This is a genomic window from Chromohalobacter moromii, assembly GCF_023091865.1.
In the GTDB taxonomy this organism is placed as follows: domain Bacteria; phylum Pseudomonadota; class Gammaproteobacteria; order Pseudomonadales; family Halomonadaceae; genus Chromohalobacter; species Chromohalobacter moromii.
On sequence record NZ_JAHXDI010000001.1, the window covers coordinates 294401 to 307939 of the forward strand.

Consider the following 13539-nt stretch of genomic DNA (forward strand, 5'->3'; position numbering starts at 1 on the left):
CGTTTTACAGCCGGACCAGCATCTTGCCGGTGTTGCCGCCTTCGAAAAGCTTGAGGAACGCGTCGGGTGTGCGTTCGAGGCCTTCCTCGACGGTTTCCCGATAGTCGATCTCGCCACGCGCTACGAGCGGGCCGATCTTTTGCAGGAACTCGGGGTAGTGTTCCCAGTTTTCGGCGTCGAGGATGATGAAGCCTTCCATCCGTGCGCGACGGATCAGCAACCGGGACAGATTGCTGGGACCGGGCGTGGGCGTTTCCGCGTTATAGCTGTCGATCAAGCCACATACCGCGATACGTGCTCCGACGCGAATGTTGTCTAGCGCGGCTTCGAGACAATCGCCGCCGACGTTTTCGTAGTAGACATCGAACCCGTCGGGGCTGGCAGCCTTGAGGTCGGCGCTGAGCTGTTGCGCGTCTTTGCCGCGATAGCTGACCGCGCTCACGCCGAGCGATTCCAGCCATTCGAGTTTTTCCGGTGCGCCGGCGATACCCACGACGTGACAGCCCTTGGCCTTGGCCAATTGCACGGCCAGGGAGCCGACGGCACCGCTCGCTGCGCTGACCAGCACACGCTCGCCTTCCTTGAGCTGGGCAATGCGGTTGAGCCCGGTCCAGGCGGTCATGCCCGGCATGCCAAGCACGCCGAGAAAGGCTTGCGGTGGCACGTCGAGATCGGGCAATGCCTGCAAGCTATCGCCGGGGACCTGGGCGACATCACGCCAACCGCCCATGTGCACGACGCGATCGCCGGGAGCGAAGCGTTCGTCGCGCGATTCGAGCACCTCGCCGATGGCAGCGCCTTCGAGCGGCTCGCCCAAGGTGAAAGGCGGTACGTAAGTCGTTACGCCGTCCATTCGCCCGCGCATGTAGGGATCGACCGATAACCAGAGGTTTCTCAAGCGAACCTCGCCTGTCGCAAGCTCGGGCAGTTCTTGGGATTCCAAAGTGAAAAAATCCCGAGACGGCAGGCCTTGCGGATGGGAATGAATGGTGAAGTAGCGTGATTCCATGATGTCTCCCGCTGTGATGACAGGCACGTTGGATGTTGCACACTCGGATGTGTGTGCACGTATTCATGAGATGGGCATGATGGTGGCCGTACGCAAGGGACGTTTCAGGGTGACAGTCTGATAGTCTGTCGATGATGCTCTTCATTTAAGGATATTGCATGAAACGAGTAGTTGCTGGCTTGAGTGTGTTGCTCGCCGTTATCGTCATTGCCGGTTGCGCCATGCAGAAAGAACCCGACTCCGCACGACCGGACGAGCCTCTGGTGAACACGTATTGGAAGCTGACGGAGCTGGAGGGCGCGCCGGTCGAGGTCGTTGCCAATCAGCGTGAGCCGCATTTCGTCTTGCATGCCGATCCGGCTCGCGTCATGGGATCGACGGGATGCAATCGCATGATGGGCAATTATCGTGTAGAGGAAGACAAGCTGTATTTTTCATCTCTGGCCACTACACGTATGGCATGTGAGCAGGGCGCCCACACCGAGCAGCGCTTTCTCGATGTGTTGAACGCTACCGACGAATGGCGCGTCACGGGCGAGCATTTGACACTGTTGGATGCGCAGCACGAGACGCTCGCGCGCTTCAAGGCAGTGCATTTGCAGTAGTGCGTCAACAGAGGAACAAACGATGAATCGACGTTGGTCTAGCATGGGGCGCTGCGGCCGGTAGCGAGAGCGCTGCCAATAGCGTGGCCTGCGTTGTGGCGATATCCATTAGGACATGAGGATGTCGTTACTCGGTTATTGGTGAGGGAGGCTCGGCCCGGCTAGCGTGAAATGGTGAAGCGTCACATTGGGTGGCGCTGAGATGCGTTATCGAGGGGCCGAGGATGACACGATTTCAGACGATTCCGCGATTGGCGTTGGGCATGGGAATGACATGCTTGGCATTAAGTGCGGCACAGGCAGACGAGATGACTACACAGACTCCTTCCGTCGAAAAACAGAGTTTCGGCCAACTTCCCGATGGCCGTGAGGTCGAGGCGTATCACCTAAGCAACGGCAATGGCATCGACATGCAGGTGATTACCTACGGCGGCATCATTACCTCTCTGAGCACCCCGGACGCGCAGGGCAATGTCGACGACATCGTGCTGGGGTTCGATTCCCTGGAAGACTATCGTTCCGAGGCATACCGTAAATCCAATCCCTACTTTGGCGCCTTGATCGGTCGTTACGGCAATCGTATTGCCGAGGGGCGCTTTACGCTCGATGGCACGACCTACGAGCTGGCAACCAACGATGGCCCCAATCATCTCCACGGGGGCGATAAAGGGTTCGATAAGCGACTTTGGCAGGCGCATTCCTTCGAGAACGACGCTGGCGTCGGCGTCGAGTTGCGCTATACCAGCGAAGATGGCGAGGAAGGCTATCCCGGCACGTTGGAAACTCGCGTGCGGTATACGCTGACCCCTGACGACAAAATGATCATCGACTATCACGCCACCACCGACAAGGCGACGCCGGTCAATTTGACCCAGCACAGCTACTTCAATCTCGAGGGCGAAGGCAGTGGGCCGATCACCGACCATCGGTTGATGCTCAATGCCGATGCTTTTACCCCGATTGGGGACACGTTGATCCCGACGGGGGAGATTCGAGACGTGGCGGGTACGCCGTTCGATTTCCGCGAGGCCACGGCGATCGGGGCACGCTTAGGCGATGACAATACCCAGCTCGAATACGGCCAGGGCTACGATCACAATTTCGTTTTAGTGCGTGACGAAGCGGCTGCAGGAGAACTGGTAACGGCTGCCCGCGTCGTAGCGCCGGACAGTGGCCGCGTGCTGGAGATCGCCACTACCGAGCCAGGGATTCAATTCTATTCGGGGAATTTTCTCGATGGCACGCTGACCGGCAAGGGGGGCGAAGCCTACGAAAAGCGTGGCGGTCTCGCACTGGAAACTCAGCACTTTCCGGATTCTCCCAACCAGGCGGATTTTCCGTCGACGATCCTCAAGCCTGGCGACACGTATGAGTCGCGCACGGTATGGCGCTTTGCCACGCAGGGCGACGACAGCTGAACGAGGTCAGGGGTGCGCGTAGCACGCCGCCCAGTCCAAGGCCTCACCGAGGGGCAAGGCAGGGCTGTAAAGAAAGCCTTGCCCCATGTCGCAGCCCATGGCGATGAGTTTTTCCTCGGTGGCGCGATGCTCGACGCCCTCGGCGATCACGCGGCGGTTGAAACTTCTGGAAAGCGCGATGATCGCCTCGACGATCATTTCATCCTCTGGGTCGTCCAACATGCCGAGGATGAACGAGCGATCGATCTTGATCTCGTTGGTGGAGAATTTGCGCAGGTAACTCAATGAGGCGAAACCGGTGCCGAAGTCATCGAGAGAGAGCTGCACACCCAGTGCCTGACATGCCTTGATGTTCGATGCTGCAAGACCAGCGTCATCGAGTGCCGTGCTTTCGAGAATTTCGAGCGTCAGGCGTTTGCGAAACGCCATGTCATATCGGCTTAGTGTGTTGTTCAGATGGTCGAGAAACTCGTCGTTGAGAAAATGGGACGGGCTCAAGTTGATGCTTATGGTGTAAGGCAGGCCTTGTGCCTGGAACGTTTCGAGGGTCGATACTGCCTGGTTGATGACATGCTTGCCGAGTTCGATGTCAAGCTTAGTATGTTCGATATAGGGCAGGAAACGCCCCGGATATACGAGCTTGCCGGATGGATGATGCCAGCGTATCAAGCACTCGAACCCCGAGACGACCCCGGTCTTGTAATGTAACTTGGGTTGATAGAAGAGTTCGAGTTGATCGTTGTCCAAAGCGTGCTGCACTTGCTCTCCGATGGCAAAGCGCTCTTGCTGGGAATGATGGCTCTCAAGATCGAAGAAATGATAACGGTTCTTCCCTGTTTCCTTGGCGGTATACATGGCTTGATCGGCATGGCGTAGCAGCAAGTCGCTATCCGAGTCATCGCTTGGAAAGCGTGTTATCCCCATGCTGGCGGACAACTCGATAACGTGTCCTTGAAGATGCATGGGGTGACGCAGTTGATCGAGGATATGGCGGTAGGTTCTTGGGTGTTCTACGTCACGGAGAATGATCACGAACTCGTCGCCACTCAGCCGGGCAATGACATCGTGATGGCGCACGGCGCCGCGGAGTCGATCTGCAACGCATCTGAGTACCTCGTCGCCGACTGCGTGGCCTTGGAGGTCGTTGATCGCCTTGAAGTCATCCAGGTCGAGAAAACACACCGAAATCGAACCGCGCCGGTGCCTTGCAGCAGTGAGCTCATCTTGGAAAAGTTCATTGAGAAGACGGCGATTGGGGAGGCTCGTGAGACCATCGATATTGATGTTTTCATGCAGCCATTGCTTTTTTTCCTGATCGACAGCGTTGAGGCGTTCACGCTCGAACAGTGTTTCCACGGTTTGTAAAAGCGGTGACAGCAAGGCAATCAATGACGGTGGATAGCCTTCGCTGCGGTTGGCAACACCGATCAGTCCTATCTGTTCGTTCCCTGCATGTAAAGGGATGCCCATGTAGGTGTGAATGTCAGGGTAATTGCCTGGGAAAAGAAGGGGCAATGTCAGAGGTGACTCGAATGTTCGGCTGACGGTATATCGAGTACGGATGGGAAGTCCCAAAAGGTCATCGAGTCCATCGATAGGTATGTGGATGCCGGTGCCGATATTCTCGCGGATGTTGGGAGACTGGCGCCGTGTTATATCGGATAGAGCCGTGATATCAAGATGAGATGTCTCATGCGACTTATCGTCAATCTCGCCGACGAAGCCCACTTGACTGCCGGTTAAATGCAATAACTCTGAGAGTAGCGATTCATAAGCCGTCGTTTTCTCCCCGCTGGACAAGAAAGCGTCTTGTACACGCTGAATGGCATACGCCATTTTTTGTGTATAGGCGTCGTAGTGTGTGTCGGTAATCAGTGCATACGCGCTCGATTTCTTCTTCCAGTATCGCCGCTAGACTACGCAGGATACTGAAGTCCATGCGAGAGGCATCACGTGGGGCGGAGTCAATCAGGCATAAGGTGCCGACCTTGAAGCCTGTGGGGTCGCGCACGGGGATGCCGGCATAGAAGCGAATGAAGGGCGTGCCGGTGACGAGCGGGTTTTTATAGAAAAGCGGGTCGTTGGCTGCGTCTTCAACGACATAAATACTATTTTGCTGAATAGTATGGTCGCAAAAGGCATGTCGTCGGGGGGTCATGTCTATGCCGAGATTTTGCTTGGATTTGAACCATTGGCGCTTGGCATCGATGAGTGTGAAGAGCGTGGTATTGACTTGGTAGTGTTGCTTGGCAATACGCGTTAGGCGATCGAAGCGTTCTTCCGGGGGGGTGTCCAGAAGCCCGGTTTCATGCAGTGCATGAAGTCGACGTTGCTCATGTCGTTTTAGCGTCACAATGCCAGCTCCCGATGTCGTGAATACGCAACCGTTTGTTTGAATTCAGTGAGACGTCGTACGAGACGCTTAGCCGATCCACCTTCCCCCTGTATCATGGCTGATCCACCCGGAAGCACTAGGGCATATAGGGGCTGAATCATGAACCGTCCAATCAGCGCACTGAATGGATAATTCAATATTAAAGTGAACAACGATTCAACGCGAATTGAATCATTGATTCAAATTCAGCGTATGAATGAAAAAACCATGTTCGCCGAACGCCTTCAAAAGGCCCTTATTGCCGCAGGCTATGAGCCTCGCCCCTCGGTACTTGAACGCGAGTTCAATCTCCGCTACTGGGGAAAGCCGATTACATTCCAAGCGGTACGGCGTTGGCTTCGTGGTGACTCCATTCCTGCCCAGGATAAACTTCAGGTGCTTGCCGAGTGGCTGCGTATCGAACCGCATGTGTTGCGTTATGGAGATGAGAGTGAGCGAGCGCTTTACGCTACGCCCAATGAATTGGATGTCGTGCCGGTCTGTGGAGACGAAGCTGAAGTACTGAAGATCTACCGTAGCCTGCCTAGCGAGCAACGCAAGGTGCTGCGCCACGTCATCGCCACATTCGGCAAGGCGCATGCGCCCAACGATAACGAGGAGACATCGTGAGCGAAACCGTCAAGTTGTCGTGACGTGCCTCGGTAGTCGAGGCGAGGCGAGGGGTTTGAGAGAGGTATTGAGAGAGGTATTGAGATTGCGAACTATTTTGACGTGCCGTATGTCACGCGCTATGAAACTTCTTGATGATGTAGATTGCGAAAGGCTATCGGATGGGGCATTTTGATTGAGTGTCGGTCATGTTGATCCCTTGCCATGCGGGGCTTGGCGGGATGAGTTACTTTATCAGTGATAGCTGAAGCTAGGCTGGTCATCGCGTTCCTAGCCGCCTGGGCAATTGTGTGTAGGTAGACAGTCACTGAGGTTGTTTCCTATACATGAAGTAGGGGACGGGAGGTCCTCTAGCCAGATTGCAACCGGGCCTGCGGTTCGAGTCCACGGATCCGCGGTTCGATCCCAAGGAAAGGGCGTGGCGATATGCCGGGCCACATATAAAACGTGACGGGGAGATATCATCGTGACGCAAGACAATCGTAAGCCGACGACGACAGATGCCGGGATTCCGGTCGCCAGCGACGAGCATTCGCTCTCGGTGGGTCCCGACGGGCCGCTCGTTCTGCACGATCACTATCTCATCGAGCAGATGGCGAACTTCAACCGCGAGCGGATTCCCGAGCGCCAACCGCACGCTAAGGGCAGTGGGGCATTCGGTCATTTCGAAGTGACCGAGGATGTAAGCAAATACACCAAGGCGGCCGTCTTCCAGCCTGGCACCAAGACCGACGTGCTGATTCGTTTCTCCACAGTAGCTGGCGAACGTGGGAGCCCCGATACGTGGCGCGATCCGCGCGGGTTTTCGATCAAGTTCTACACCAGTGAAGGTAACTACGACATGGTGGGGAACAACACGCCGGTGTTCTTCATCCGTGATCCGATGAAGTTCCAGCACTTCATCCGCAGCCAGAAGCGGCGTGCCGATAACAACCTGCGCGATCACGACATGCAGTGGGATTTCTGGACGCTGTCGCCGGAATCCGCGCATCAGGTGACCTGGCTGATGGGGGATCGCGGGATTCCCAAGACTTGGCGTCACATGAACGGCTATTCCAGTCATACCTACATGTGGGCCAATGCCCAAGGCGAGAAGTTTTGGGTCAAGTACCACTTCAAGACCGACCAGGGCATCGAATGCCTGACTCAAGAAGAAGCCGACCGCCTGGCCGGTGAAGACAGCGATTACCACATGGGCGATCTGTATAACGCCATCCAGCAGGGCGATTACCCGAGCTGGACGCTCTACATGCAGATCATGCCGTTCGCGGATGCGGATACCTATCGCATCAATCCGTTCGATCTGACCAAGGTCTGGCCGCATGACGATTATCCGCTGATCAAGGTCGGCAAGCTGCAGCTGAATCGCAACCCGACCGACAACCATGCCGAAATCGAGCAGGCCGCCTTCGAGCCCAACAACCTCGTGCCCGGCATCGGCATCAGCCCGGACAAGATGCTCATCGGTCGCGTGTTCTCCTATGCCGATGCGCACCGCGCACGTCTCGGGGTCAACTACAAGCAGATCCCGGTCAACGCGCCCCAGGCGCCCGTGCATAGCTACAGCAAGGACGGGGCGATGCGCATCAACAAGGTATCCGATCCGGTGTATGCGCCCAACTCCAAGGGTGGTCCGGCGGCGGATGGCGAGCGTTATCCCACCGATTCCACCTGGGAAGCCAATGGGCAGATGGTGCGCGCACCCTATGCCTTGCGCAAGGATGACGATGACTACAGCCAGGCCAACGACCTGATCAACAAGGTCATGGACGATGCCGCTCGCGATCGCCTGGTCAACAACGTGGTCGGCCATGTCTCCGACGGCGTCGAGGAGCCGGTGCTGTCGCGCGTGTTCGAGTACTGGAAGAACATCGATGCCGAGATCGGTCGGCGTATCGAAGAAGGCGTGAAGGCAAACAAGGGGCTGTAACGCACGGCCCGTTTTAGCCTACCTACCACACGGCCCGCTTCTTTTCAGGGAAGCGGGCCGTGCTTTTGTTAAGCTCGTGGTTAGTGCCGGGATTGGCTCGTAATGGCGTGGGCTGTCGTGTCAGCGCTTGGCATCGGCCAGCTGTTGACGGCGATAGTCGCCCTGACGTTCGAACATCCAGCCTGGATACTCGGCGGGGAGCGCGCTGACGGCATCGAGCTCGGCGAGCTCCTCGGTGCTCAGCGTGACGTGTGTGGCGGCGATGTTGTCGTCGAGTTGGTCGACGCGCTTGGCGCCCACGATGACACTCGTCACCGCTGACTGATGCAGCAACCAGGCTAGCGCGACCTGCGCCACGGATACGCTGTGTACCTTGGCGATCTTGGCCATGACATCGATGCAGTCAAAGGCACGTTCTTTATCGACTGGCGGGAAGTCGAAGTTAAGGCGACGGCTGCCCGCTTCGCCCTGGCTGTCGCGCGTGTACTTGCCACTCAAGAAGCCACCCGCGAGTGGGCTCCAGACCATCAGCCCGAGGTTTTCGCTCTGCAGCATGGGGATCAGCTCACGCTCGAGATCGCGCCCGGCAAGGGTGTAATACGCCTGCAGAGACTCGAAGCGAGCCAGGCCGTGACGTTCGGCGATGCCTAGTGCCTTCATGATCTGCCAGGCCGCCCAGTTGGAGACCCCGACGTAACGCACGTGACCGTGCTGCACGAGGGTATCGAGTGCGCGAACGGCTTCCTCGATGGGGGTAGCGGGATCGAAGCCGTGGATCTGATAAACGTCGAGGTGGTCGAGCTGCAGACGTTTCAGACTGGCCTTGATCCCTTCCATGATGTGATAGCGCGACATGCCACGTGCGTTGACGCCTTTGCCGGTTTCGCCGAACACCTTGGAGGCGACGACGATCTCGTCGCGCGGGACGTCCAGATTCTTGAGCGCCTGGCCGGTGATGATCTCGGACTGGCCCTGGGAATATACATCGGCGGTATCGATGAAGTTGATGCCAGCATCCAGCGCGCGGCCGATCAAGCGCTCGGCATCGCTTTGCTGTAGATCGCCGATCTGGCTCCAGAGCTCGCCCTGGCCACCGAAGGTCATGGTGCCGAGGCACAGTTCTGAGACGAACAAACCGGTATTGCCAAATGGTTGATAACGCATGAAACACTCCTGACGGTGACGAATTCGACCCTCGTAGGTAACCGCCGTTGTGGCCCGTGGCGCTGATAAGCGGCTGGGGCCAGGGCGGCTTCTTTAAGTATGGACCCTGTAGCGGAAGACAGAATGCGTGATTCTGTCGAGTGCATGCTCAATTCTGTTGTCAGCTCGTCAGCTCGCTCGTCTTGTCTTCTCCCCGATAGATGACCAGCGTGGGCTCACACTGTCATCGCGGGATATCGTCTATAGTGGGGCATACGCAACACAATGGACTCGTGTCAGGAAGGACATCCGGGCCAATCCGGCCTATCAGGGAGGAGAAATCTTGTTCTGTGAAGCTTTGTTCTGTGAAGCTAATGTATCGCTCGCGCGCCGTCTGGTGGGCGGCGGCGTCATGTTGGGTGCCCTGGCGGTGCTCGGCGGTTGCCAAGCATGGTCACCGGCGCCGGAAGGGCTGGATGTCGAGGGCGTGGAGAAAAGCTTTGTCGAGCGTGATTGTCCGGCAGGACGTTGTGCGACCGTCGAGATCGAATCGCTGCGTTTTCCCGGAGCACCGGGCCTGAGCGAGCGGCTGCGAGATGCGCTGCTGAGCATGGGCTCGGGTATCACTAATGGTGAAAGCGAAGTGGTGGCTGCGTCCTGGGAAGAGTATGCGCAGGTGTTTTTCGACGAGGCCAAGGCGGCGCGGGAGCGCGTGCCTGAATTGCCCGGCTACCAGGCGGTCTTCAAGGCGGAGGTCTACGACCGGCATGCCGAGCTGACTACCATCAAGCTCGATAGCTACGTGTTCACCGGTGGGGCGCACGGTATGCCGTTGACGCAGTTCATGGTCATCGACGAGCGCGAGAAACGCGTGGTGACACTCGATGACATGCTGCGTGAAGGGCAGACACCGGCCTATCGCGAGGCGCTGTCACGCGCGCATCTACGCTGGCTGGAAGAACAACAGGCGGGCGCCGACTTCGTCGAATCCTGGCCGCTGAGCATGAACCGCAACGTGGCACCGTTCGCTGATGAATGGCGGGTGCGTTACAACGCCTATGACATCGCGCCTTATTCCTATGGGCAACCGGAGCTACGCATTCCTGCCCAGGCGCTCGAAGGCATCGTCAAGCCGCGCTATCTGGAGCGCTGACGGCATGCGTTAACCGGGAGGGTGTCGCTGACGGTCGTGTCCCGCGCAGGCGGTTATCGAGCGATCAGGTGTTCGAGTCGTGCTCGGGCTTGCCTTTTTGCTGAGCCGAGGCCATGGCTTCCAGCTCCTCTTTGCTCATCGAGTCGTACATCGACTTTGCGGCTCCCTCTAGCTCACTGGCCTTTTTCTCGCCGCGTTTGGCGGCGAGCGCGGCACCGGCAGCCATTTGTTGGGCCTGAGACTTGGCGGGCATATCGTCACCTCTTCCGTGATGGCGCTTCAATAAGCGTGGCTATCTTAAGCCAAGATAGACGCTGCCACGGGCATCGCAATGTCACGATGGTGACCGTATGTGTCCCGACCGACACGAGCCAGGCATCGAGTGCTCTTTTATTATTCCTTGCGCTGCTTGAGCTGTTCCTTCAGGGGGCCGGGCACCTTCTTGATGATCAGGCGATCATGCTCGGCGTCGAATTCGATACTGTTGCCGAGCAAGTGAGAGTCGAAGCTGATCGAGACGCCGCTGGCGCGCCCTGTGAAGCGCCGGAATTGATTGAGTGCACGCTTGTCTGGCGGGATCTCTTCGGAGAGCCCGTAATCCTGATGGCGAATGTAGTCATAAAACGCTTTGGGATGTTGCTCGTCGATGAGTTCGGACAGTTCGTCGAGGGTTACCTTTTCGCCGTGCTTGGCCTGGGTGCTGGCGTAGTCGATCACGGCATCGGTCTTCTCGCGGCTGGCGTCGTCGGGCAAGTCCTCGCGCTCGACATAGTCACTGAAGGCCTTGAGCAGGGTCCGGGTTTCACCGCTGGCATCCACGCCTTCCTCGACGCCGAGTAGTTCGCGGAAGCCTTCGGCGAACTTCTTGCCGCCACGATCCTTGATGAAAGATACATACTGCTGTGAATTGCCGCCTTGCCATTGGGCGAGGTCGATGCGCACGGCGAGCATCAATTGGCCAAGGTTGAGCTGAGGCGTTTCGGTCACTTCGAGGGCATTGTCGATGGCAAAGCCCTGGCGATGATGGAGAAGCGCTACGCTGACGTACTGCGTTTCGCCGTGCTGATAATGCACGAACAGCAGGTGGCCTCCCACCGAGAGGTGGTCGTCGATCAAGGCATTGATGCGCTCCGCCATCCGCGCGCTCCAGGTGACGAAATCGACCGATCCAGCCAGGTATTCGGAGAGTCCTGCGGCGAAGGCGCTGCTGCCGGTCTCGCCGAAGTGACCCCAGGCCTTGGGCTTGGCATGAAAGCTGTCATTGACGCTTGTCAGCAGCGCCTCGAGAGATGCCGCCGAAGACTGTGCGTGCTCGGCGCAGGTCAGCGTGGCGGGCGTCTCGGTATCGGGCTTGTCGATGCGATGAATAGTGCTGGTCAGAATCGGCATGGTGGCATCTTGGTGAAAACGAAAACGGGCATGATAACGCGCAGCACGGGCCAGCTTCTAAGGCCTATCTAGGGCTTAATGTTGTAACCGGTCTTGAAGATCCAACCGACCAGCGCCAAGCACAGGCCCAGAAATACCAGGATCATGAGCAGGCTGGCGCCGACACTCACATCACTGATGCCGTAGAAGCTCCAGCGAAAGCCACTGACCAAATAAACGACCGGGTTGAACAGCGTCACCGTCTGCCACACAGGGGGCAACATGTCGATGGAGTAGAAGCTGCCTCCCAAGAAGGTCAGCGGCGTAATGATCAACAACGGCACCAGTTGTAGTTTCTCGAAGCCTTCCGCCCAGATACCAATGATGAAGCCCAGCAGACTGAAGGTAAGGGCGGTGAGTGCCAGGAACAGCAACATCCAGAATGGGTGGTCGATACGTAATGGCACGAAGAAACTGGCGGTGACGAGAATGATCAAGCCCAGAATGAGCGATTTGGTGGCCGCCGCGCCCACGTACCCGAGAACGATTTCGAGATAAGAGACCGGCGCCGAGAGTACCTCGTAGATGGTGCCGGTGAACTTGGGAAAGAAGATCCCGAACGAGGCGTTGGAGACGCTCTGCGTGAGAAGCATCAACATGATCAGCCCGGGCACGATGAAGGCGCCGTAGCTGACGCCTTCGACTTCCTGAATGCGCGAGCCGATGGCGGCGCCGAAGACCACGAAATAAAGCGATGTGGAGATCACTGGCGAGACCAGGCTTTGCAGCAACGTGCGCCACGCGCGTGCCAATTCGAAATGGTAAATGGTGCCGACCGCGCGGAGATTCATGCGTCCTTCCTCACCAGATTGACGAAAATTTCCTCCAGCGAACTTTGCTCGGTGTGGAGGTCCTTGAAGCGAACGCCCGCCGCTTCGATATCGTTGAGCAGGGCGCTGATGCTTGCCGGCGTCGAGTGTTCGTCAGGTGACGCGGCGTAGGTATAGACCAGTACGTGGCCGTCGTCGGCGAGACTCAGAGGATAGTGCGCCAGCGTCTCGGGAATGGCCGCCAGTGGCGTCTGCAGATCGAGCCGCAGCTGCTTGCGGCCCAACTGGCGCATCAGGGCGGCTTTCTCTTCGACGAGCACGATCTCCCCATCGTTGATTACGCCGATGCGGTCGGCCATCTCCTCGGCCTCTTCGATGTAGTGCGTAGTCAGGATGACGGTGACGCCTTGGTCGCGTAGCGACCGCACCACGTCCCACATGTCGCGGCGCAGCTCGACATCGACCCCGGCGGTAGGCTCGTCGAGAAACAGGATCTGTGGCTCGTGCGCCAGTGCCTTGGCGATCAGTACCCGGCGTTTCATGCCGCCCGAGAGCGTGATCATCTTGTTGCGACGCTTGTCCCACAACGACAACGACCTGAGCACACGCTCGATGTGCGCAGAGTCGGCGCGCTTGCCGAACAGACCACGGCTGAAGCTGACCGTATTCCAGACCGTGGCGAAGGCGTCACTGGTCAATTCCTGCGGGACCAGGCCGATCTGCTCGCGTGCGGCACGGTAGTCGGTGACGATGTCGTGGCCGTTGACACGGACCTGACCGTCGCTTGCGTTGACCAGCCCGCAGATGATGCTGATCAGGGTGGTCTTGCCGGCGCCATTGGGGCCCAGCAGAGCGAAGATTTCGCCACGCTGGATATCCAGGTCGATGCGTTTGAGCGCTTCGAAGCCCGAGGCGTAACGCTTGGTCAGCCCCTGAACGGTGATCACCGAGGGCGTGGCTTTTAAGGTGTGGGCGCGCGCGGCGGGGCGAGTTTCGGTGGCAGTGGCGTCTGCGATGTCATGACTCATGCGATACCGGGCTCCCGTGGAGAATGGGGCGATCAGTATAGGCGCGCGCCA

13 protein-coding genes are annotated in these 13539 nt (G+C 58.0%); 5 read left to right on the forward strand and 8 right to left on the reverse strand.

Going from position 1 to position 13539, the window contains the following annotated elements; genetic code table 11:
• Positions 1-4: 4 nt before the first annotated feature.
• A complete protein-coding gene (locus KZO83_RS01340) occupies positions 5-1009 on the reverse strand; it encodes an NADP-dependent oxidoreductase (RefSeq protein ID WP_247619493.1) in 1005 nt (334 codons plus the stop codon).
• A 158-nt stretch (positions 1010-1167) separates the two neighbouring features.
• Here KZO83_RS01340 and KZO83_RS01345 point away from each other — a divergent pair, with 158 nt between their 5' ends.
• Entirely contained in the window at positions 1168-1614 is a 447-nt protein-coding gene (locus KZO83_RS01345; RefSeq protein WP_247619494.1) for an META domain-containing protein, read from the forward strand.
• A 224-nt stretch (positions 1615-1838) separates the two neighbouring features.
• Positions 1839-3032 carry an aldose epimerase family protein gene (locus KZO83_RS01350; protein ID WP_247619495.1) on the forward strand — a complete coding sequence of 398 codons (1194 nt, stop codon included), beginning with the start codon at positions 1839-1841 and terminating at the stop codon, positions 3030-3032.
• A gap of 6 nt (positions 3033-3038) precedes the next feature.
• Here the strand turns inward: KZO83_RS01350 and KZO83_RS01355 are convergent, their stop codons facing one another.
• Both KZO83_RS01355 and KZO83_RS01360 read right to left on the reverse strand, forming a co-directional pair.
• Positions 3039-4868, reverse strand: coding sequence for a putative bifunctional diguanylate cyclase/phosphodiesterase (locus tag KZO83_RS01355; RefSeq protein WP_247619496.1), 1830 nt, complete (start codon positions 4866-4868; stop codon positions 3039-3041).
• A complete protein-coding gene (locus KZO83_RS01360; protein ID WP_247619497.1) occupies positions 4801-5385 on the reverse strand; it encodes a GAF domain-containing protein in 585 nt (194 codons plus the stop codon). Before KZO83_RS01360 ends, KZO83_RS01355 begins: the two co-directional genes overlap by 68 nt.
• A 186-nt stretch (positions 5386-5571) precedes the next feature.
• On the opposite strand from KZO83_RS01360, the gene KZO83_RS01365 reads away from it, so the two are divergent.
• Together KZO83_RS01365 and KZO83_RS01370 are read left to right on the forward strand one after the other, a co-directional pair.
• The gene (locus KZO83_RS01365; protein ID WP_336296552.1) at positions 5572-6036 is read left to right on the forward strand and encodes a transcriptional regulator; all 465 of its coding nucleotides are present in this window, start codon (positions 5572-5574) and stop codon (positions 6034-6036) included.
• Positions 6037-6502: 466 nt separating this feature from the next.
• On the forward strand, positions 6503-7966 hold the full coding sequence (locus KZO83_RS01370; RefSeq protein WP_247619498.1) for a catalase: 1464 nt from the start codon (positions 6503-6505) through the stop codon (positions 7964-7966).
• 120 nt (positions 7967-8086) lie between these two features.
• Here KZO83_RS01370 and KZO83_RS01375 read toward each other — a convergent pair whose 3' ends face one another.
• On the reverse strand, positions 8087-9130 hold the full coding sequence (locus KZO83_RS01375; protein WP_247619499.1) for an aldo/keto reductase: 1044 nt from the start codon (positions 9128-9130) through the stop codon (positions 8087-8089).
• 322 nt (positions 9131-9452) lie between these two features.
• Between KZO83_RS01375 and KZO83_RS01380 the strand changes: the two genes are divergently transcribed.
• Positions 9453-10262: an RsiV family protein gene (locus KZO83_RS01380; RefSeq protein WP_247619500.1), complete on the forward strand. Its 810-nt coding sequence runs from the start codon at positions 9453-9455 to the stop codon at positions 10260-10262.
• Positions 10263-10326: 64 nt separating this feature from the next.
• On the opposite strand, the gene KZO83_RS01385 is transcribed toward KZO83_RS01380, so the two are convergent.
• From KZO83_RS01385 to KZO83_RS01400, 4 genes are all read right to left on the reverse strand, one after another.
• Positions 10327-10515, reverse strand: coding sequence for a DUF3008 family protein (locus tag KZO83_RS01385; RefSeq protein ID WP_040245004.1), 189 nt, complete (start codon positions 10513-10515; stop codon positions 10327-10329).
• 140 nt (positions 10516-10655) lie between these two features.
• Complete coding sequence (yejK, locus tag KZO83_RS01390; protein WP_247619501.1) at positions 10656-11651, reverse strand: nucleoid-associated protein YejK; 996 nt, start codon at positions 11649-11651, stop codon at positions 10656-10658.
• Between the two features lie 68 nt (positions 11652-11719).
• On the reverse strand, positions 11720-12481 hold the full coding sequence (locus tag KZO83_RS01395; RefSeq protein WP_040244998.1) for an ABC transporter permease: 762 nt from the start codon (positions 12479-12481) through the stop codon (positions 11720-11722).
• On the reverse strand, positions 12478-13488 hold the full coding sequence (locus KZO83_RS01400) for an ABC transporter ATP-binding protein (RefSeq protein ID WP_246895475.1): 1011 nt from the start codon (positions 13486-13488) through the stop codon (positions 12478-12480). Before KZO83_RS01400 ends, KZO83_RS01395 begins: the two co-directional genes overlap by 4 nt.
• Between the last annotated feature and the right edge of the window lie 51 nt (positions 13489-13539).